The sequence below is a fragment of the Paraburkholderia elongata genome (assembly GCF_013177735.1).
Classification (GTDB): domain Bacteria; phylum Pseudomonadota; class Gammaproteobacteria; order Burkholderiales; family Burkholderiaceae; genus Paraburkholderia; species Paraburkholderia elongata.
The window spans coordinates 38,166-59,637 of the sequence record NZ_WOEZ01000161.1; the positions used below are offsets into that span (position 1 = coordinate 38,166).

A 21,472-nucleotide genomic window follows, 5' to 3' on the forward strand; every position below is an offset into this window, starting at 1 on the left:
GCATTAATGTGTGACATGCTAACTCGAAACATCGTTTGAATTCATGCGCCGGTATTCGGAACGAAATGAAAGCGTCAATTCGGGCTCTGGTGCAAATAGCCCGTAAGGACGAGCTGTTTTCAATAGATAGGCTATTTTATTGAGCCGACAGGACGGCATTCCAGACAGCCGACGCAATGGTATCTTTGAGGCGCAACCCGCCAAGGCGGAATTGCTCTTTGCGAATGCGATGAATCAGCTCAATGCCCGCAAGGGTGGTCGCGGCGTTCCTGAAGCGTTTGAAGCCAGGCATGACGTTTGTCCGGGGCCAAGCCTCTCTCATGGACCAAACGCACGATCAGGGCGTCCAGCGATAAACGGTGATGCTGTTGCCCTTGACGTTGTTCTTCGTGACCACGTACTCGCCCGTCGATCGAAGGTATGCCCTGATGCCGTACATCGAATCAATGGCGCTGCTGGCGTCCACGGTACCGTTACTGGTGTTGACCAGCGTGGCGTCGAGGTTGCCTGTAGCGAGATTGAAGGCGTCGATGTTCGGCAAAGCTTGCCCGCTGCTGCTGAACCAGTAGCCGACGAAGAGATAGCTGCCGGCCGCGTCGATCGACTTGGCGCCGGCGTGGGTAAGGTTGATCACCGGATTGGGTGCCGTGGTGTTGCCCGCGCTCCAGCCGTGATACACCTCGATCCGCGTGCCTATCGACGTCCAATCCGTACTCCCGACGATGCCCTGTCCGAGAATCATGGTGTCGCTGTCCGCGAGGTAGACGATGCGCGTCAGCGGCTGAATGCTCGCGGGAATGCGGATGGGGATACCGGGTCCCCATGTTGGCTTGCCGCTGGCGTCGAAGCCGGTCAGCGGGTAGTGGTAGATGTAACCGGTCCTGTCCAGACCGGCCCACACGCCCCCCTTGCTGTCGATGCAGAATCCGTCCCTGACCGATGCGGTCGTTTTGAACGCCGTGCCGGGAAGCGTGGCGTCCGGTATTGCGATGTAGCCATTCGCAGCATTGAAGTGGAAAAAGTAGAAGGTATCGGGATTCTGGCTGGACACCACGAGGATCCGATTGGCGCCGACCGTGGCAAGTTGACCGAAGTGCTCATCCCGTGCGCGATCGTTGATGTTGACTCGCGGATCCGACGGGTAGGCGAACGGATCGACAGTGTTCGCGACGAAGGTGCCTCCAGCGCTGCCGGTGTAGATGTTGGTGCCGCCATAGAACAAGGCGCCATCCGTGGCCGGGTCCGGGGCAGCGACGCCCTCGAAGTTGAGGGACTGAAGCGTCCGCCGCAAGTTGCCGGCACTGTCATACGCATGAATGTCGGTGCCGCCGTTGCGGCCGAGGTCCCAGCTGCCGCCCCACGGGTTGTTGAGCACATAGAGGTTGCCGGCGGTGTCCTTGCCGATGCCAGCGACGCGGGTGAAGCGCTTCGCGCCGACCTGACCTTTGATTCCCGTCGTGGTGTCGAGATAACCGCCCTGAATGCCGAATGTACCGGCCAGTGTTGGCGTGCTCGAGAGCTTGTAGCGCTTGATGTTCATGTCGGGGCCCTCGTCCCCGACCATGAGCTGCCCCGATGACGCATCGAAATAGAGCGCCGACGGCTGCGACCCGCTGGACATCTGGATGGTGTTCAGCAGGGCGCCGGTTGGACTGAACTCGACGATCGAGCCCGCACTCTTCTGTGCGACCCAGACGTTGCCTGCGCCATCCAGGGCGAGCGCGCCCGGGCCCGAGACGTTGATGTCCCGCTTCCAGACACCGTCGATAGTGAAGATCCGGACGCGATTGCCATAGAAGTCGCTCGCATAGAGGAGCGAGCCCGCCGTGGCGAGTCCGGTGATGACGTCGACCCGAGGCTGGTTGGTCACCGCGCTGATCTGAATCAAAAGATCGCGAGTCCTGGTGGTGCGGTTGTATCGTCCCACCGCGCCGCTTCCGTACGTGTTGCCGGACTGCAGTGCCGCGAAGATCGACGTCGCGTTGCCCGTGATCGCGCCGCCCTGAAACTCGCCATGCGCGCCAATCGAGCCGACGCTCTTGCCGTTCTGGTAGATGGCGACGCCACCCTCGTACTCGTCCCACATGGAGGCCGTATAGACGACGCCTTCGGGCGCGACCCACATGGAACGTGCGGTGTTACCCACGTGGGCGGCGAGGGTGCCATAGGTGTTCGCCAGCCAGTCGGTGGTGTTTTGCGCCTGACAGGCCGGCGCAATCGTGGCGATCGCTGCGGCGAGGAGCGCAGCATGAATTCGTTTTTTTTCGACCATGACTGATGCTCTCCTGAATGTAGCGATCATTCACGTGAATGGTCGGCCAGCCAGATTTCTTGAAATCCGTGATCGGTAAAATCTTTCTCGAGACCATCTAGCGCGGTCTGTATTACATACAGCGTACCGTCGACAAGTGGCAGGAGAATGACTTCTTCAACTCGAGACGCATAGCGGGCAATTCGCGCCTCCTCATTTCTAGATCAAATTGCGGATGCACTCAAGAGCTTCGTATGGTTCAAAGCGGGCGAAGGATTTTCCGGCGTCCGTGTGCCGGATTGAGAGACGCTATTCAGCGTCCCGCGCCCTGAGTCGCCTGGACGCGCATCTCGCGCGTGACGGGTGCTTCGTCGAGATGGCGAAACACCCATGCCGACACCAGCGTGATGACGCCCACGCACACGAAGCTCAGGCGGAACCCAAGCGCCGCCGATCCCCATTGCGCCGAGAACAGATTCACCAGCCCGCCGCCGATCGAAACGCCCAGCCCGATCGCCAGCATCTGCACCATCGAAAAGAGGCTGTTGCCGCTGCCGGCATCTTCATGCGAGAGGCCTTTGAGCGTAACGCTGTTCATCGCCGCGAATTGCATGGAGTTGGCGCCGCCGAACACCGCCAGAATCACGATCTCGACGATGAGCGGCGTACCACGCGTAATCAATGCGAACGCAACGATCGCCGACCCCACGATTACCGTGTTGACGAGCAGGAACGTGTCATAGCCATAGCGGCGCACGAGCGGCGCAATCCAGCGTTTTGTGAGGGTGCCGGCAAGTGCGGCAGGCAGCATCATCAGGCCGGAATGCAGCGGGGTGTAGCCGAGCTGCAATTGCAGCAGCAGTGGCACGAGGAACGGTACGGCGCTCGAGCCGACGCGGCATACCAGGTTGCCGATCAGACCGACGCTGAAATTCGGTTCGCTAAAGAGCGAGAGTTTGAAGAGCGGATTGTTGCGGCGCTTTGCGTGCGGAATGTAGGCAAGCGCGCTGACCACAGCGAGCGCGAAGAGACCCGCCGACCATGCTGCGCGGTGCGTGTCGACCGGCGCGTCGACGGCTACCGAAAACGCGATCATGCACAGCGACAGCAGCCCACAGCCGACGAAGTCGAATGGCGGCGCCTGAGTTTCGCCATGCGCCGGCAAAAATCGCTGCACCGCGTAGAGACCTAACGCGCCGATCGGCACATTGATGAGAAAGATCCAGTGCCATGTGATGGCCTGAACGAACCAGCCGCCGAGCGTCGGCCCGGCGATCGGCCCCAACTGGCCGGCAATCGAAATGAACGCGAGCGCCGACACGTATTGCTCGCTCGAGACGCTGCGCAGGACGGCGAGCCTTCCGATCGGCAGCAGCATCGAGCCGCCCAGCCCTTGCAGGACCCGCGCCATCACCAGTTGGCCGAGCGTATGCGCGCTCGCGCAGCAGATCGACCCGAGCACGAATATGAGAATTGCCACGAAATAGACGCGCCGTGTGCCGAAACGGTCGGCGAGCCAGCCCGACGCGGGGGTGAGCATGGCCATGGTCAGCGTGTAAGCGACCACGATCGGTTGCATCGCGAGCGGCGCGACGTGCAGGCTGTTCGCAATCGACGGCAACGCGGTGTTGACGATCGTCGTGTCGAGCGACTGCATGAAAAAGCCGGCGGCGACTATCCAGAGCAGCGCGGTCTGGGCGGAATCCTTGTTCATATTCAAATGGCTGCGGAGGCGGCGGGATGGATAGACCAGCGGTCCGTGCTCGAAGCAATCGTTGGCGGGATTCCGTCATCATATTGACATCGTCGTCAATCGGGAACCCCACTAAAGACGCTGACTGTTATCGACTTTGCCGATAACCAGGACCACAATGACGCATGCTCAATCCCATCTGGCTCAAGACCTTCACAACAGTCGCAGCCTGCCATAGCTTCACCGAGGCGGGGCGGCAACTCGATCTCACGCAGTCGAGCGTCAGCGAACATATCCGCCGGCTCGAACAGAGCGTCGGGCGGCGCCTGTTCGTGCGCGACACCCATTCGCTCGCGATGACCCCGGACGGCGAGGCCATGCTCGCGCACGCCAGCGTGATCCTGCAAGCACTCGCACGAGCCGAGTCGCAGTTTCGCGCGCCGCGTCTGAAAGGGCGCGTGCGGCTCGGTTCATCGGACGACGTCGCGCTTGGGCCGCTGCCCACGGTGCTGGCGGCGTTTCGCAACGCGCATCCCGATGTCGAGCTGGAAATCACGATCGGTATGACCGGCAAGCTGTATGAGTTGCTGGACGCCGGCTCGATCGATTTGCTGGTCGGTAAGCGGCGTCTGGGCGACCGCCGCGGCGTGCCGCTTTTCACCGGGCGGCTGGAGTGGCTGGCGCGCACCGGCACGCTGGTCGACCTCAGCCAGCCGTTGCCGCTGATTCTGGTCGCCGAGCCGAGCGTGACGCGAGCCGTTGTGCTCGATGCGCTCGCCGAAGCCGGTTTCAGCTGGCAGGTGGTCTGCACGAGCAGCAGTCACGCGGGTTGTATTGCGGCCGCGCGCGGCGGGCTCGGCATCACGGTTCGTCCGCAGTATCTGGCCGCGCGGGGTCTGACGCCGCCGCTCAACGCGGCCAGTTTGCCGACGCTGCCCTCGGTGGAATTCATCGCGCTGGCCGCCAAACGGCTGAGCCGTCCGGCGGGCACGTTGCTGCAATTGCTGCACGACAGCGATTTGCGCGGTTCGTGGATTGGTGAATGAAGCCGCGCGGGCGGCGCCTGAGTGGGTGGCGCGACCCGAGGCGCTGTTCCACTTAAGCAGGCAAGGTTGCCGCTAACGCATCGAACTCCGCGCCCCACGCTGCGCGCCATGCGTGGCGCGTCGCTTCGTCGATCCATGCGCCGTCGATGCCGTTCAGCATGAACTGCCGCAACTCGGCGATGCTGAAGCCGAAGTGGCTATGCATCAATTGCCATGCTTCGCTCGGCGTCACTTTGTGCAGCGTCGGGTCGTCGGTGTTCGGGTGAATTTTCAGGCCCAGGCCCGGCATGCGCCGCATCGGATGCTGTTCGGCCCAGACTTCGGGGGCAAGCGTGCGCAAATAGTAGGAGTTGGTCGGCACCACCGTGAACACGATGCCGCGCTCCGCGTATTGAGCGGCCAACTGCGGGTTGTCGACGATCGTATAGCCATGATCGATCCGGTCGCATTGCAGCAGGTCGACGGCCGTCTCGACATTGCGCCACGGCATGCCGAATTCGCCTGCATGCGCGGTGGTTTTGAAGCCGGCGTTGCGCGCATTGCGGTACGCCTTCCAGAACAACTCAGGCGGCCTGTCGTTCTCGCGGTAGTCGATGCCGAGGCCCGCCACCTCCTTTGCGCGATGCGCGCACATCCAGTCGACCAGCGCGATCGCTTCGTCGGGATCGGCTTCGCGGTCGATGCTCGGGATCAGTCGCGCGCTGATGCCGAAGTCGCGCGCGGCGTCGCGAATCGCGGTGACAATGGCCGCTTGCGCATCCGCATAGGGAATCTTCGAAACGCGCACAGTGCCGGTAGGATTCCAGAAGAATTCACTATGACGCACCTGGTGCGCAGCGGCATCGGCGAGATATTCGTAGGCGATGCGATGCAGGTCGTCTGCATGCGTGAGCAGATGCTCGTCGAGCGCGCGCAGCACACGCAGCACGCCGACGGGCTTTTCGCCGCGGGTATAGAACGCGTCGATCTCTTCGCGCTCGATCGGCGCGTTGCTCTTTTCGGCGAGCGCGATGAACGTCTCGTGACGCACCGCGCCCAGCAGGTGGCAATGCAACTCAACCTTCGGCAGGGCGGTGAAGAAGGCGCGATGCGCGTCGATGAGCGCAATGCCGAGGCGCGATGCGGGCACATTGCCCAATGTCTCTTTCATGTCGGTATGTTTTTCGGTAGTGCGTAAAACTCGACGCAAACTCAGTTTAGTACGAATGCAGAATGAAAACGTGCAACTGCGTTAGGTAACCAGGTGGGGTAACTAAGGTGAAGAACTCAATGCGGCCTAACCACGGTATAGAAGTAATAGCCGAGCGGCACGGCCAGCACATAGAGGCCCCACGGTACGTCACGGAAACGTCCGACGAGCAGCTTGACGAGAACATAGCAGAGCAGGCCGCCCGCGATGCCGGTGCCGAAACTGTTCGACATCAGCGTGAGCAGCACCATCGAAAGAACGGGCAGCGAGTCGCTGAAATCGTCGAAATGCGTGTGGCGAATCGTGCTGAACATCGACAGCCCGATCAGGATCAACGCCGGGGCGGTCGCTTCTTTCGGAATGGCCAGAGCGAGCGGCACGAACAACAGCATCAGTGCGAACATCGCGGCCGCGGCGAGCGAGGAGAGGCCGGTGCGCCCACCCGCTTCAACGCCTGCCGCGGATTCCACCAGCGCGGTGAGCGCCGGAATGCCGAACACCGGACCGAGCGTCGCGGCAACCGAATCGACGAGAAACGGGCGGTTGATGTTTGGCAGATTCGCGTTTTCGTCGAGCAGATCCGCTTTGGCGCCGACCGCGAGCGTGGTACCGAGCGTCGAGAAAAACTCCGCCGCGAAGAACACGAACAGATACGGAATCGCGGCCACACTCAAGGCGCTCGCAATGTCGAGCTTGAACGCGATCGGCGCGATGCTATGCGGCCACGACAGAAACGACGCGGGCATATGCGTGACGCCAAGCGGCACACCGGCGCCAGCCGCAATCAGGATCGCCCACAAGATTGCGCCGGGCACGCGGCGGCCCTGCAGCACGACAGCCGCGCCGAGGCCGATCAATGCCACCAGCGTGCCGGGCCGCGAAAAATCGCCGAGCGCGAGTGCATTGGTCTTCGCGTTGGCGATCACCATCCCGGCGTTACGGAAGCCGAGCACCGCGATGAACAAACCGATCGAGGCCCCGAGCCCGAGCTTGATCTGCGCTGGAATCAAGCGCACCACGAGGCTGCGCGCGCCCACCAGGGTCAGGATCAGGAACAGCACACCGGACACGAACGCAATGCCCAGGCCCGTTTGCCATGCGACGTGCTCGCCCGCTAGCGTAATGCCGAGAATCACCGAACCGCCGATGCCGGGCCCCACCAGAAACGGCAGATTTGCATACAGCGCCATCAGCACCGTGCTCAGCACGAACACGAGAATCGTCGCTGTAGTCGCCGCGCCGCGATCCATGCCGCCCGCCGACAGCAGCGACGGAATCACCACCAGCAAATAGGCGGCCGCGAGAAACGACGTGATGCCGGCGATCGTTTCGATACGCACGCTGGTCTTGCGCTCAGCGAGCGCGAAACGCCGTTCGAGCCAGCCGCCACGCGTGACGTGTGCCGGGTTGTTGGTCTTCGGCATTGAAAATTCGTTGTTGATCAATTGGTTCATCCTGTAACCACGCCATTTATACTGCTGCGCATTGTGTCGATGTATTGCTCTCCATGACCGACCGTTCGTCCCTGCTGCCCGCGCTCACACTGCGGCAAATCCAGTACTTCGTCACGCTCGCGCATGCACGCAGCTTCACGCAGGCCGCGCAGTCGCTCGCCTTGACGCAGCCTGCGCTGACGGCGGCGATCCGGCAGATCGAGTTCCTGCTCGGCGGCCCGCTGTTCGCGCGCTCGGCGCATCGGCTGACGCTCACGCATGCGGGCGCCAGCGTTCTGCCGCTCGCTGAGCGCCTGCTCAATCAGGCGCGCGGCACCTTCGACGATATGGCGAGCACCTTCGCCGAACGCGTGCAGACGGTGCGCATCGGGCTGATTCCATCGGCTGCGGCGCGCCTGTTGCCGGCGCTCACCTCGTTGCGCGCACAACAACCGTCGCTGCGCTTCACGCTGAACGACATGCCGAACACGGCCTTGATCGATGCCGTGCGCCAGGGCGCGGCCGATTTCGGCGTCGGTGTGCACGAGCCCGATGCGGCCGCGGCGGACAGCGACGGCGAAGCCGCGTTGCGCTACCAGGATCTGTTCGAGGATCAGATCCTGGTGGTGGTGCGGCGCGACGATCCGCTCGCGCAGAAGAAGAGCCTTGCGTGGGCAAAGCTGGTGGGCCGCGATCTGGCGGTGTTCGTGCGCGGCAGCGTCAGCGACGCGCTGCAGCGTACCGGGGGCGCCGAAGGTTTGCAGCTGACGGTCGCGTACCGCGTCGAGTACACCGAGCCTTTGTACGAACTCGTACGCAACCGTCTGGCGATTGCGGTGCTGCCCAGTCTCTACACCATGCATCTGCACGACACGGAACTGGTCGCATTGCGCCTCGACAAGCCGCGCGTCACCCGTTCGATCGCACTCATTTCGCTCGCCGGCGGCGATCGCGGCCCGCACGTGCGTGCTTGCCGCGAGTGGATCGCCGCGCATATCTGACGACGCAAGGCGCACTGCATGCATGGCCGCTGTCGAGCCCTTTACGGGTTCAAGGGTTTGCCGGCTCACGGCAACGTAGCGAGCCGTGCGCGCAAGGCGGCATAAAAACCGTCCGCGTCGACTTCGGTGATCCAGGTCGCGTTCGGCTTACGGCCGCTGTGTCCGCTCCAGTCCACCACGGTTTCACCGAGCGTCCATTCGCCGACGGTCTCGATCATTACGTTGACCTCGCGTCCTTTGAATAGCGACGGCTCGATCAGGTAGCCGGTCGCGCAGGGGTCGTACATCGGCGCTTCTTCAACGCCCCGGCGTCCCTTCTGATACGCGACTTCCGCGGCCATGATGTCGGCGGCCATCGTGCCGCAACGATTGCCGAGCGCGCGAATCGGCGCGATCCGTGCCGGCGTGATCGGCGCTTTCACGGCGACGTCGCGCGGCAGCACGACGATCGGCACGCCGCTCGCAAACACGACTTGCGCAGCCTGCGGATCGACGTAGATATTGAATTCGGCCGCGGGCGTGATGTTGCCGCGTTCAAAGAAGGCGCCGCCCATCAGCACGATTTCGCGGATGCCGTTGCGAATCTCCGGCGCTTCGGTGAACGCGGTGGCGAGGTTGGTCAACGGCCCGGTCGCGCACAGCGTCACGCTATGCGGCGGCGCCGCGCGCAAGGTGTCGATCAGAAAGGCAACTGCGTGCTGCGGCGCGAGAGGCGCTAGCGGTTCATGTAACGGCACGCCTTCGAGACCGGTCTTGCCGTGCACGTTGGCGGCTGTGACCAGCTCGCGCGTGAGCGGACGAGGGCAGCCCGCGTACACCGGCAGCGATTGCGTGCGCTCGGCCCAGTCACGCACTATGCGGGCGTTGCGCTCGGTGAGATTGAGCGGCACGTTGCCCGCGACCGTCGTGATCGCGCGCACATCGAGCCGGTCGCTCGCGCCGAGGGCGAACAGGATGGCAATCGCGTCATCCTGACCGGGATCGCAATCGATGATCACACTGCGACGAGCGCCGCTTTGCAAAGCGGTGTCGGTCGACGAGGACGTGCCACTTGCCGCGTTAGCGGTGTCGGCAACACCTGTTGCCGCGCCTGCAAACATCGGCCACGCCGACGCACCCGCAGCCAGTCCCATGGCCGTGCGCAAAAACGCGCGCCGGTCTTGTGTTGGATCGAAGGAGTTCATCATCGTCAGAACACGTGGCGCATGCCGACTGTCGCGATCATTTGGCGTATGCCGGTGGATCGAGCGTAGGCGAAAATCTGCGCGTGTTGCGCGTCGCCAGCGGCTTGCTGCGCGATCACCGTCAGCGCGACGTCGGTGCGTTTCGACAGGAAATAGTCGGCTTGCAGATTGACCTGATGCCATTTGGGGCTCGTGTTGATCACATCGTATTTGCCGTCCGTGAAGGCATACGCTGCGCCGAGAATGAACGCAGGGCTCACGTGGTAGTTCAGGTTCAGGTTGTAGTTCTGCAAATGCAGATGCGAACCGTCGAGATAATCGTAGCGGACATCGGTGAAGAGCGCTGCAAATTGCGCGGGACCGACCGTATAGAAGCCGCCTGTGCCGAAGATGCGCTGCTTGCTCGCATACGCGGCCGGATGCAGCGCGCTCTTCGCGAAGATCAGAAGCGACGACGCGTAGTCGTTCGAAATCGCGCCGTCCGGATTGGTCGCGCTAAACGGGTTGTTGTACTGGGCGTAGACCACGCTCCACTTGAGCGGGCCGTTCTCGTAACCGGCACCGAAGCTGTACGCATTGTTGTTGGCGAAACCGGTGGCATTGCTGAAACCGTATTCGGCTGTGGCCTTCAGGCCGCGATAGTCGGGTGTCACGTACTTCACCGCGTTTTGCACGCGGATGTCGTTATAGCCGTTGTCGTTGTCGCCGATGTTCACGCCATTGCTCGCGATGATCACCGGGCCGACGTAGTCGTGCACCGTGTCGTACTGACGGCCGAAGGTCAACGTACCGAACGTCTTGCTGGCGAGCCCCACGAACGCCTGCCGGCCGAATTCGCGGCCGTTTTGCGATGCCGTGCCGGTCATCACGTTAAAGCCGTTTTCCAACTGGAAGATCGCGGTCGTGCCGCCGCCCAGATCTTCCACGCCCTTCAGACCCCAGCGCGGATTCTGGTTGGTCCCCGAGAGTGCCTGCCACGCGTTCTTGCCGCCCTGATTCGTCGCATAGCCGACGCCCGCCGAAATCAGGCCATACAGCGTCACGCTGCTTTGTGCATGGGCGGCGCTGGAAAGCGCGCCGGCAATCGCGAGAGGGGCGAACTTGAGTAGTTTCATCGTGGTCCAGTAGCGGGAAAGGAGGGCGCCGAGCGTAGGGCGCATTCGAACTGGGCTCGACTATACGAAGTCGTCGGCTATAAAAATAATGTTGTTTTCTTATAGTTCCATAAATTGAATCTATTCAATGAGGCCTCCGTCGACCACCGGCGAAACATGGTTTACGGGCTTGTTGCGCGTTTGCCGCGCCTCGCAAATTTAATTTTTTCGCGCCAGTGCGAATCGCCATACTTTCCATATACGGGTAGATGTTCCATATAAGAAACAAAAACGACAAAAACCACGATGACCAAGAACCTGACCATCAATCTGAGGATCGCGATCACCATCGCGTTTCTCGGCGGGCTGCTGATTGCCACCGGCGCGCTCGGCATCCTCGGGATGGACGAAAGCAACGCGGCGCAGCGTGACGCTTATACGGTGCATTTCGCTTCAGTTGTGGCGCTCGGCAAATCGGGCACGGCGATGTCACGCGCGCGCTTCGGACTCGACTGGGCGATGAGCAATCCGCATTCGCCGCAACTGGGCGCGCAACTCGACCGTGCCCGCATGCTGCTGGCCGATTCCGACAAGTGGTGGAACAGCTTCCGCGATCTGCCGAAAACGCCCGAACTTCAACGTCTCACCGACGATCTCGACGCAAAGCGCACCGCCGTGCGGCGCGACGGCATCGACAAGCTGGTCGATGCGATCCGCACGGGCGACGCGAGCTGGATGGACGAAAGCCGCGCGAATCACCTGATCGGCCTTTACACGGCGATGAATACGAGCCAGAGCGCGCTGGAGGACTATCTGAGCCAGCAGGCGAGCGACGCGAACGAGCGCTCGGCCACGCTGTTTCACACGCTCCTGGTTGCGTGTATCGGCAGCATTCTGGTGGGTCTGACGGTGGCGTTCATCAGTTGGCGCACGTTGCGTCGCGCGATCATGGGACCGCTGAACGATGCGTTGCGCCAGTTCGATGCCATCGCCGCCGGCGAGTTGACCACGCACGTGCCGATCCGTTCGAATGACGAAATGGCGACGCTGCTGCGCGGCGTTGCGTCCATGCAGGACAAGCTCGGCGCGACCGTCACCACTGTACGCGCCGGTTCGCATTCGATCGCTTCATCGACGCAGCAGATCGCCGCGGGCAATCTCGATCTGTCGCAACGCACGGAGGAGCAGGCGGCGTCGCTGGAAGAAACCGCGGCGGCGATGGAACAGCTCACGTCGACCGTGCAATTGAATGGCCGCGCGTGGACGCAGTTCGGTCGGCAGCATGGTTGAGACGATGCGCTTGATTCACGCGGGTTCATCGAAGATGACCGGCATCATTACCGCGATTGAAGGCATCGCCTTTCAGACCAATATTCTTGCGCTCAACGCGGCCGTCGAAGCCGCCCGCGCGGGTGAAGAAGGACGCGGCTTCGCCGTGGTGGCGGGCGAGGTGCGCAGTCTCGCTCAACGTTCAGCAGCGGCCGCGAAGGAAATCGGCGCGCTGATCGCGGAGTCGACTTCGCGTGTCGAGAGCGGCGCCGGGCTCGTCAATGAAGCGGGCGATACGATGCAGGAAATCGAAGCGGCAATCGGGCGCGTCGCGCGGATTGTTGGCGAGATTGCGGCTGCTTCCAAAGAGCAGAGCGAGGGCGTCAGGCAAGTAAGTCTCGCTGTCACGCAGATGGATGAGGTCACGCAGCATAATGCTGCGCTGGTCGAGGAGAGCGCGGCGACCGCGAACTCGCTGGCGGATCAGGCGCGGCAATTGAGCGAATTGACCGCGGCCTTTAAAGTCGACCGCGATACGGCAGTTTCTGAGCCGGTGTTTTAAGTTGAGATTGCGCTGAATGGTGCCATTCAGCGCTTAGGATCGCCAGGCACATGTCCATGCAACACCAGGGCATGTGCCTTGATTCAGGAAGATGTCAGCAACCCAAGCGTCCTTACCGCTTGTAATGGCATCGTTGCCGGGCTTCGGGCGATTCTGTATGGTGGATCATCGACCTACCCGACGAGATCCCGAATGACGCACGCCGCAGACCCGCTTTCGCAGCCGCTTTCGCAACCGATCTGCTCCGATGTACTGATCGTCGGCGCCGGCCCCGTGGGCCTCTTTGCCGCTTTCGAAGCGGGCGTGATCGGCCTGTCATGCCAGATCGTCGATGGGCTCGGCAAGGTGGGCGGGCAGTGCATTGAGCTCTATCCGGACAAGCCGATCTACGACATTCCCGCGATTCCCTCGTGTACCGCGCGCGAGCTGGTCGAGCGTTTGATGGTGCAATGCAAGCCGTTCGATGTGCCGATCCATCTCGAGCAGCGGGTCGAGTCGGTCGAGCAGCGCGACGATGGGCGCTGGACCGTGCGCACCGATCGCGGCCTCGTGTTCGACGTGGCGGCAATTCTGCTTGCCGCCGGCAATGGCGCGTTCGTCCCGCAAAAACTGACGCTTGCCGAAGCCGTGCCGCTGGAGTCGCGTCACGTGCACTACAGCGTGCCACGTCTCGCCGATTTCGCCGGCAAGACGGTAGTGGTCGCCGGCGGCGGCGATTCCGCGCTCGACTGGGCGCTGGCATTGCGCAAGGTCGCGCGGCGCGTGACGCTGGTGCATCGGCGCAAGGGCTTCAGTGCGGCGGATTCGAGCGTCGAGTCGATGCGGCGGGCGGTCGAGGCAGGGGAGATGGATTTTGTGGTCGGCGCGATTTCGGGGCTCAACGTCGAGGACGATGCGTTGAAATCGATCTCGCTGCGGCATATCGAAGGCGAAACACAACTCGACACCGAGCACCTCGTCGTGCTGTACGGATTGGTCGCCGATCTTGGGCCGATCGCGCAGTGGAATCTATCGATCCACGGCGGCCGCGTCGACGTGGATACGTCTAACTACGAAAGCTCGCGGCCCGGCATTTTCGCGGTCGGCGACATCGCCAACTATCCGAACAAGCAGAAGCTGATTCTGTCCGGTTTTCACGAGGCGTCGTTAGCGCTGCGCAAGGCGTACGCCTACGCCTATCCGGAGAAAAAGCGGGTGCATGTCCATTCCAGTTACGACGCGAAGCTGGCGGAAAAGATCGGCGCGGCAGGGTGAGCGTGCTCTGTAAGAAGGCCTGAGAAGGCCGGTCTTTACCCTCGCCCGCCTCGCGAGATATCTTCCCCGGCGCGATGCGGCATGCGCAATGTGACCGGAATTGAAGCGAACGAACACAAACCCACCACCAGAAACGCAGGCCAGAAATCCGACCACATGATGCTCAGATGTCCGTGCAACACACGCGAAATCTGCAGCACGATACCGCCCACCGTCACGCCCAGGCCGAGCGACATCTGCTGCACGACGCTGCCGAGACTCGTCGCGCGCCCCACGTCGCGGCTGGCGATTTCCGCGTAAGTCAGCGAGTTGAGGCTCGTGAATTGCAGCGCGGGGAAGAAGCCGCCGAGCAACACGACGAACCAGATAATCCAGGTCGGCGTGCCAGGGAAAAACAGCCCGCACGCCGCGATTGATATCCCTGACAACGCCGCGTTCACCACCAGCACCGAACGGAAGCCGAAGCGATGCAGCACGCGCGAGGCGAACGTGCGCATGAACATGCCGCCGAACGCGGACGCGCAGGTGATCAGGCCGGATTCGAACGCGCTCATGCCGTGTCCTTCCTGCAGCATCAGCGGCAGCAGAAAGGGCAACGCACCGAGGCCGATGCGAAACAGCGATCCGCCAAGCACACTCGCCTGGAAAGTCGGCACTTTGAAAAAGCGCAGATCGAGCAGCGGGAGTGTGACGCGCTGAGCGTACGCGACGTAGCCCAGCAGCAGAACCGCGCCGCTTGCGCACATGCCGAACGCGTCCCGATTCGAAATGAGTTCGCCGCCGACTAGCGACAGTCCGAGCAGAAGCAGCACCGCGCCGGCCGCCGACAGAAAAAAACCGATCCAGTCGAGCGGCCCGGGGTCCGGTTCGCGCGTGTTGGCGATATGCCGGTTGGTCAGATAGATACCGAGAATGCCGATCGGCACATTGATGAAGAAGATCAGACGCCAGTGCAGATAAGTGGTGATGAAGCCGCCGAGCAGTGGCCCGGCTGCCGGTCCGAGCAGTGCAGGGACGCTCAGATAGTTCATCGCGCGGATGAACTGGGACTTGTGGACCACACGGAAGATGATGATCCGCCCGACCGGCACCATCATCGCGCCGCCGACGCCTTGCACGAAACGGGCGAGGGTGAAGGTGGCCAACGAGTTCGACGCGGCGCACAAGAGCGAGCCGGTCACGAAGATGCCGATTGCGGTGCGGAAAATCGTGCGGGCGCCGAAGCGGTCCGCGAGCCAGCCGCATACCGGGATAAAGACGCCAAGACCAAGCACATAGCTCGTCACCGCGATTTTCAGCGTGACCGGATCGCGCCCGAAGTCGCGCGCCATGGCGGGCAAGGCGGTGACGATCACATTCGCATCGACGCTTTCCATGAACATCGCGCATGCGACGATGAGAGGCGCAATCAGGGGTTTCTGGGCGACGGTCATGAGAGACGGGCGGTCTGCGGCGGAAGGTCGCAGGCAAAGGGGGCATTATTGCACCTGTACGGTGCGGATGGTTAATAGCGCACCGCCTGATGCCGCCCCTTTTCGAGATTACCCGGATCGCTGAAGTGACCGTCGAACAACATGCCGGCGACATTATTGATATCTGTTGCGGTGCGGCATGGGATCGCTATAATCGGGTTATTGCCTAGGTATAAACCCTATATAGGAGTCCGCCATGAACACCGCTTCCAACGTCGCTACCGTCCGTACTGCACCCGCCGCTAACAACTCGTGGCTGGGCAAGCTCCGCGCACTGGCTCTGCATGCGCTCAACCTGCATCTGCAAAACTGCGCTGTGCTTGCCGAAGCGCATCGCCGCCCGCAGTAAGCGTTCGAGCAACGGTCGGTATCGATCGTATCTTTTACTGGCCCGGAATCTCGAACACCAGACAGGTCGTCGTGGCATGCGCGTAAAGCGTGCCGTCGGGGCCGACAAGGCGAGCTTCCGCCGTCGCCAGTTGCCGTCCGCAATGAATCACCTTGCCCTCGGCACGCACGCGTTGCACGCGCGGCGTCACGGCTTTCACGTAATTCACGCTCAGCTCGGCGGTGGTGTAGCCACGGCCCGGCGGCATCATCGTGTGCACCGAGCAGCCTAGCGCGGAATCGAGCAGGGTGGCGATCCAGCCGCCGTGCACGGTGCCCAGTGGATTCAGATGCTGCGCGAGCGGGGTGCCCTGAAACACCGCGCGCCCCGCACTGACTTCGACGATCGTAAAGTCGAGTGTGCGCGCGATCGCGGCGTAGGGCAGTTCTGCGTTCATCATCGCCTGCATGACTTCCAGGCCGGTCTTGCCCGCCACCTGTTCGGGGCTTGCGACGCCGGGACCCGGTCCGGCGTTAAGTGTCGCCAATACTTCCTGCTCGCGTGCGAGCCAGCGTTCGAGTTGATTTTCGTTCGTCAATCCGTGTCTCCTGTCCTGAGGGAAGCGTGCTTCGGAATCGATGCATCGTCATCGATTAGAGCATCAAACCGCTTCATGGCGCTGGAGGGCTGCCTCTGGATTGCCGGCACGCGAAGCGAAAAAAACTTGATGGAGCGAATCAGCCTTTAAATCGGTGCGCGACCGGGCGATATCGACGCCATGTCGAATCTTCGTCTCGCGATCTTCAATAAGCGTTTAAAATCCTGCCCCTTGCCGAGCGCAGCGGTTCTCACCAGCGCGGCAAGCCAATCGGCAATATCGACCGTTTTATCGGCGCATGTTGCTCCGTCACGCCGCGAAGCGCGTTCAGCTTCAATCACCGGCCCAGGTTAAAACCCGACGAATTGACTGACATTGGCTGACACTGTCAACCTTTTTCACACTTTGCCGTTATCCATTTGTAATCGCCGAAGCAAGGCGACGCCGTGGCAGACGACCCGTCGCCGCGACAGCTCTACGCAAGGCCCGCATTGACCATGTTCCACCGATATAACAATAATTTCGACCGGCTAGGCGCGATGTTCGACCGTGTATCGAAGGCGCTTGGCAAACGGAGCATCCTCTCGCCCGTGCTCGCACTCGTCATTTGCGGGCTGCTGCTGGTCGTCTTGCAACATCTCTCGCAAGCCGTCGACTATCGCTCGGTCATGCGCCAACTGCGGCATCTGACGGCGGGCGAGTGGGCCGCGGCGCTCGGCGCGACTGCGCTCAGCTACATCGCGCTGGTCGGCCGCGACGCGGTCGGCTTGCGCTACCTCGGCGCCACGGTGCCGCGCGCGGCGCTGTGGATCGGCGCGACCGCGGGCTCCGCGCTCGGCAATGCGACCGGCTTCGGCGCTTTGACAGGCGGCGCCGTGCGTGCGCGCGTCTACGGGGTGTCGAACGTCACGCCCGCACAGATCGGCCGCATGACCGTGTTCACGAGCGTTTCACTGGCGCTCGCACTGGTGCTGATGACAGCGCTCGGCATGGTGTGCCTCGCCGACCCGCTCGCGACGATGCTGCATCTCCCGCCGCTCACGCTGCGTTGGAGCGGCGCTGCGCTGCTCGCCGCGCTCGGACTCGCGGCGGCCGCCTGCCGCCGCGAAACGCGCCCGATCCGCACGCGCTGGCAGTGGCTGTCGTTCGATATCCCGGCGCGCCGCGACCTGCTCGCGCAAGTGGCCCTCGCCGTACTCGACGTGGTGGCCGCGGGCCTCGCGTTGTGGGCGCTGCTGCCGCATGCGGATGTGAGCTTCGTGACCTTCATCACCGTCTATGCCGCCGCGATGCTGCTCGGCATGATCGGCCACACGCCGGGCGGCGTCGGCGTGTTCGAAGCCGCGATGGTGTTCACGCTGAACGGCAGCGTGCAAACGCATCAGATGGTCGCGGCGCTGCTCGCTTATCGCGCGATTTACTTCGGCGTCCCGCTGATCGTCTCGGCGGCACTGCTCGCCGGCTTCGAAGGCCGCGCGCTGAAAAGCCGTTTGCCGCTGCGGCACGCGGCAGGTGCATACAAACTCGCGCCGCTGTTTCTGAGCCTCGTGACTTTCGTGGTCGGCGGCATGCTGGTGATTTCCAGCGCGACGCCCGCGTTCTGGCAGCGCATCCTGATCCTGCGCGACGTGCTGCCGCTGTGGGTGCTCGAAAGCTCGCAGATGCTGTGCAGCGTGCTCGGCGTGCTGCTGTTGTTCGTCGCGCGCGGTTTGCTGCGGCGTCTGGATGCCGCGTGGTGGATGACCTTGCTGCTGGCGGTGCTGAGCCTCGCACTGTCGTTGACCAAAGGTCTTGCATTCGTGGAAGCAGGCGTGCTCGGCATGCTGATCGCGCTGCTGCTGTCCACACGCCGCCGTTTCAACCGTCATTCGTCGCTGTTTGCCGAGCGCTTTACGGCGGGCTGGCTGGTGTCGGTGGCGATGGTGCTCGCGCTCGCCGTGTGGGTGATGCTGTTTGCGTTCCGGGACGTGCCATATACACGCGACCTGTGGTGGCAATTCGCTTTCGACGAACGCGCACCGCGTGCGTTGCGCGCGACGCTGGCCGCCAGCCTGTTCGCCGCCACGTTCTCTTTCTGGCAGTTGCTGCGGCCCGCAGCGGGCCGTTTCGTGATGCCCGCTCCGCAAGATCTGCAAGACGCGGCGCGCATCGTGCGGGCGCAGGAGCGTAGCGACGCCGGTCTCGCGCTGATGGGCGATAAGAGCTTCCTCTTTTCCGAATCGCGCGAAGCGTTCCTGATGTACGCGAAAAATGGCCGCACGTGGGCCGCGCTGCACGATCCGGTCGGTCCGCGCGAGGAGTGGGCCGGCTTGATCAGCAAGTTCGTCGCGCTCGCGCACGCGCATGGTGGCCGCGCGGCGTTCTATCAGGTGCGCGCCAACGCCTTGCCGCTCTATCTCGATGCCGGCCTCACGTTGATGAAGCTCGGCGAAGAGGCCCACGTAGTGCTCGACGATTTCGACCTGAAGGGCTCGCATCGCGCGCATCTTCGCTATGCGCTCAAACGTGGCGAGCGTGACGGCTTTACCGTCGAAGTGATCGATCAGGCTGACGTGCCGGCGTCGCTCGAAACGCTGCGCGAGATTTCCGACGGCTGGCTCGATAGCCGCGACGCACGCGAAAAGAGCTTCTCTGTGGCCGCGTTTACCGACGAGTACCTCGCCGCGCAATCCGTGATGCTGGTGCGCCAGAACGGCGAGCCGGCCGCGTTTGTGACCTTCATGACGACCGACATGAACACTGAAGCGACTGTTGGCGTGATGCGTCACGTGGAAGGCGCGTCGCCGTATGCGATGGAATATCTGTTCACCCAACTGGCGCTGCATCTGAAGCAGGCGGGTTTCCGCTCGCTCAGTCTCGGCATCGCGCCGCTCTCCGGCATGCAGCCGACACCGCTCGCATCGCGCTGGCATCGGCTGGCGGGCATCGTGTGGCGCTTCGGCGGCCGCTTTTATAACTTCCGCGGACTGCGTGCTTTCAAGAGCAAGTTCCAGCCGCATTGGGAGCCGCGCTATCTCGCGGCGTCGGGTTCGGTGGGCGTGTTCTTCACGCTCGCGGACCTGTCATTGCTGGCAGGAGGCCGGCGTTCATGACATTGCATCCGTTTTTCAGGCTCGCCGTTGCGGCGAGTCTCGTTGTTGGCAGCGCGGCCGCCTTTGCCGCAACCACCACCGTGTCCGGTGGCCGCTATGGCGACGTGACAGTTACGCAGCCGGTCGGCTCCTTGCGCGGCTTCGTGGTGCTCTATTCGCCGGCCACCGGCTGGAGTGCCGCCGATCAGCAAACCGCCGATGCGCTCGCCAAAGCCGGTGCGTTGACCGTCGGCGTAGATACGGCGCGCTATGCAGCCAATTTGAGCGCGAAAAAAGAAGCCTGCCATCAACTGGTGGGCGATGCTGAAGCCTTGAGTCATCAACTCGAACGGCAATCGCAATCGAGCCGCTATTTCGCGCCGATCGTCGCCGGTACGGGGCAGGGCGCGACGCTAGCGATGCATGTGCTCGACCAGGCGCCGTCGAATACGGTCGCCGGCGCGGTCTCGGTGGATGCCGAGCGCAATCTGGATCCGCGCTTTCAACCGTGCCCGCCGGACCCCACGATCATCCGCGACAAGGTGCCGGGCTTCGTCGAAAAGGCGACCCCTGGCAACGGTGATCGCACGCGACTCGTTGCGATGGTCACGCCGCATCTGCAGACGATGTCGACGAGCGATGACGACGTCTCCGATCTGCCGCTGATCGAATTGCCGGCGGCGCATCCGAACGGCTCGATGGCGATTGTGATTTCCGGCGACGGTGGCTGGCGCGATCTCGACAAGACCATCTCGCTCGCCTTGCAGAAAGACGGCGTTTCGGTGATCGGTATCGACAGCCTCCGTTATTTCTGGAGCGAAAGGACCCCGGCGCAGACGAGCCGCGATCTCGCACGCGTGATGCAAACCTATGGGGCGCGCTGGCACGTGGAGCATATTGCGCTCGTCGGCTATTCGTTCGGTGCCGACGTGATGCCGTTCGCCTATAACCGCCTGCCGGAAGCGCTGCGTGCGAAAGTGTCGCTGATTGCGCTGCTAGGCTTTGCACCCGACGCCGATTTCCAGATCCGTGTCGGCGGTTGGCTCGGCATGCCGGCGAGCGATAAGGCCTTGAAGGTGCAGCCCGAATTGACGCATGTGCCGCCCGCAATCGTGCAGTGCTTCTACGGTGAGAACGAGAAGGACACGTTGTGTCCGTCGCTGGCCAACACCGGCGTCACCGTGATTCGCACGTCGGGCGATCATCACTTCGGCCGTGACTACAACGCACTGGAGCGGCGCATTCTGGACGCCTTCAAAAAGCAAAGCGGCGTGCGCAATTAGTCCATCTGCGAGAAGCGCGTCGTCAGCAGCGGCGCGCGGCCCTCAGGCGACGCGGCTCGATGTAGCGAACGGGGATTGACAAAGCCCGTCAAGTCAACGAAGATCAACCGCATGAACTGCCTCGACATCCGTATTGCGCTGATTATTAGCACCATTCATCGAATGGTGGGTTAGCGTGCGTCTGATCGCAGTGACATTAACCCGCCCCACGAGGCGGGTTTTTTTATGTCCGCTTTCTGCCTGCCTCCTGGTGATCTCTCTGTTGACTTGTCCTTGCCGCACAGGAGCTTGCCTTGCCGTTACACGAACTCAATCAGCTTGCTGAAGCCGCTGACAACGTGGCGTTGCGCCACGATTACCTGAAGAAAACCCTGACCGCGCGCGTCTACGACGTGGCCCGCGAGACCGAACTCGAACGCGCGCCGAATCTGTCGGCCCGACTCTCCAATCCGGTTTATCTGAAGCGCGAGGACAACCAGCCGGTGTTCTCGTTCAAGGTGCGCGGCGCGTACAACAAGATGGCGCACATTCCGGCGGACGCGCTGCAGCGGGGCGTCATTACTGCGTCAGCGGGCAATCATGCGCAGGGCGTGGCGTTGTCGGCGGCCCGCATGGGGGTGAAGGCGATCATCGTTGTACCGGTGACGACCCCGCAGGTGAAGGTCGATGCGGTGCGCGCGCATGGCGGGGCGACGGTCGAGGTGGTGCAGTTCGGCGAGTCCTATAGTGATGCGTACGGGCATG

The 21,472-nt window shown here is 62.7% G+C and carries 16 protein-coding genes and 2 pseudogenes; 8 read left to right on the forward strand and 10 right to left on the reverse strand.

What is annotated here, in order from left to right; genetic code table 11:
* Positions 1 to 136: 136 nt before the first annotated feature.
* From GNZ13_RS51650 to GNZ13_RS28605, 3 genes and pseudogenes are all read right to left on the reverse strand, one after another.
* Positions 137 to 304 (reverse strand): annotated as a pseudogene (locus GNZ13_RS51650) (IS6 family transposase); the annotation flags it as partial.
* Positions 305 to 337: 33 nt separating this feature from the next.
* Positions 338 to 2,272, reverse strand: a complete 1,935-nt coding sequence (locus GNZ13_RS28600; RefSeq protein ID WP_172170831.1) for an NHL repeat-containing protein — start codon at positions 2,270 to 2,272, stop codon at positions 338 to 340.
* Positions 2,273 to 2,564: 292 nt separating this feature from the next.
* A complete protein-coding gene (locus GNZ13_RS28605) occupies positions 2,565 to 3,965 on the reverse strand; it encodes a DHA2 family efflux MFS transporter permease subunit (protein WP_172170833.1) in 1,401 nt (466 codons plus the stop codon).
* Between the two features lie 164 nt (positions 3,966 to 4,129).
* Here GNZ13_RS28605 and GNZ13_RS28610 point away from each other — a divergent pair, with 164 nt between their 5' ends.
* Positions 4,130 to 4,990: a LysR family transcriptional regulator gene (locus tag GNZ13_RS28610; RefSeq protein WP_172170835.1), complete on the forward strand. Its 861-nt coding sequence runs from the start codon at positions 4,130 to 4,132 to the stop codon at positions 4,988 to 4,990.
* Positions 4,991 to 5,042: 52 nt separating this feature from the next.
* On the opposite strand, the gene add is transcribed toward GNZ13_RS28610, so the two are convergent.
* Entirely contained in the window at positions 5,043 to 6,140 is a 1,098-nt protein-coding gene (gene add, locus GNZ13_RS28615) for an adenosine deaminase (protein WP_172170837.1), read from the reverse strand.
* 116 nt (positions 6,141 to 6,256) lie between these two features.
* Positions 6,257 to 7,603, reverse strand: a complete 1,347-nt coding sequence (locus GNZ13_RS28620; protein WP_172170859.1) for an NCS2 family permease — start codon at positions 7,601 to 7,603, stop codon at positions 6,257 to 6,259.
* A gap of 83 nt (positions 7,604 to 7,686) precedes the next feature.
* Here GNZ13_RS28620 and GNZ13_RS28625 point away from each other — a divergent pair, with 83 nt between their 5' ends.
* Positions 7,687 to 8,613 (forward strand): LysR family transcriptional regulator, encoded by a 927-nt coding sequence (locus tag GNZ13_RS28625; RefSeq protein WP_172170839.1) that lies wholly within the window; start codon positions 7,687 to 7,689, stop codon positions 8,611 to 8,613.
* A gap of 65 nt (positions 8,614 to 8,678) precedes the next feature.
* Here the strand turns inward: GNZ13_RS28625 and GNZ13_RS28630 are convergent, their stop codons facing one another.
* The gene (locus GNZ13_RS28630) at positions 8,679 to 9,797 is read right to left on the reverse strand and encodes a nucleoside hydrolase (protein WP_407945672.1); all 1,119 of its coding nucleotides are present in this window, start codon (positions 9,795 to 9,797) and stop codon (positions 8,679 to 8,681) included.
* Between the two features lie 5 nt (positions 9,798 to 9,802).
* Entirely contained in the window at positions 9,803 to 10,912 is a 1,110-nt protein-coding gene (locus GNZ13_RS28635) for a porin (RefSeq protein WP_172170841.1), read from the reverse strand.
* Positions 10,913 to 11,197: 285 nt separating this feature from the next.
* On the opposite strand from GNZ13_RS28635, the pseudogene GNZ13_RS54385 reads away from it, so the two are divergent.
* Positions 11,198 to 12,722, forward strand: a pseudogene (locus GNZ13_RS54385) (methyl-accepting chemotaxis protein).
* Positions 12,723 to 12,914: 192 nt separating this feature from the next.
* On the forward strand, positions 12,915 to 13,976 hold the full coding sequence (locus GNZ13_RS28645) for an NAD(P)/FAD-dependent oxidoreductase (protein WP_172170843.1): 1,062 nt from the start codon (positions 12,915 to 12,917) through the stop codon (positions 13,974 to 13,976).
* 35 nt (positions 13,977 to 14,011) lie between these two features.
* Here GNZ13_RS28645 and GNZ13_RS28650 read toward each other — a convergent pair whose 3' ends face one another.
* The gene (locus tag GNZ13_RS28650; protein ID WP_172170845.1) at positions 14,012 to 15,409 is read right to left on the reverse strand and encodes an MFS transporter; all 1,398 of its coding nucleotides are present in this window, start codon (positions 15,407 to 15,409) and stop codon (positions 14,012 to 14,014) included.
* Between the two features lie 235 nt (positions 15,410 to 15,644).
* Here GNZ13_RS28650 and GNZ13_RS28655 point away from each other — a divergent pair, with 235 nt between their 5' ends.
* Complete coding sequence (locus GNZ13_RS28655; protein WP_172170847.1) at positions 15,645 to 15,797, forward strand: hypothetical protein; 153 nt, start codon at positions 15,645 to 15,647, stop codon at positions 15,795 to 15,797.
* A gap of 34 nt (positions 15,798 to 15,831) precedes the next feature.
* On the opposite strand, the gene GNZ13_RS28660 is transcribed toward GNZ13_RS28655, so the two are convergent.
* Complete coding sequence (locus tag GNZ13_RS28660) at positions 15,832 to 16,374, reverse strand: PaaI family thioesterase (protein WP_172170849.1); 543 nt, start codon at positions 16,372 to 16,374, stop codon at positions 15,832 to 15,834.
* A 146-nt stretch (positions 16,375 to 16,520) separates the two neighbouring features.
* Positions 16,521 to 16,715, reverse strand: coding sequence for a hypothetical protein (locus tag GNZ13_RS28665; protein ID WP_172170851.1), 195 nt, complete (start codon positions 16,713 to 16,715; stop codon positions 16,521 to 16,523).
* Positions 16,716 to 16,913: 198 nt separating this feature from the next.
* On the opposite strand from GNZ13_RS28665, the gene mprF reads away from it, so the two are divergent.
* From mprF to GNZ13_RS28680, 3 genes are all read left to right on the forward strand, one after another.
* Positions 16,914 to 19,466 (forward strand): bifunctional lysylphosphatidylglycerol flippase/synthetase MprF, encoded by a 2,553-nt coding sequence (gene mprF / locus GNZ13_RS28670; RefSeq protein WP_236002230.1) that lies wholly within the window; start codon positions 16,914 to 16,916, stop codon positions 19,464 to 19,466.
* On the forward strand, positions 19,463 to 20,728 hold the full coding sequence (locus GNZ13_RS28675) for a virulence factor family protein (RefSeq protein WP_172170853.1): 1,266 nt from the start codon (positions 19,463 to 19,465) through the stop codon (positions 20,726 to 20,728). The genes mprF and GNZ13_RS28675 overlap by 4 nt, the downstream gene beginning before the upstream one ends.
* Positions 20,729 to 21,021: 293 nt before the next feature.
* On the forward strand, positions 21,022 to 21,472 hold a 451-nt coding region (locus GNZ13_RS28680), incomplete at its 3' end, for a pyridoxal-phosphate dependent enzyme (protein WP_172170855.1).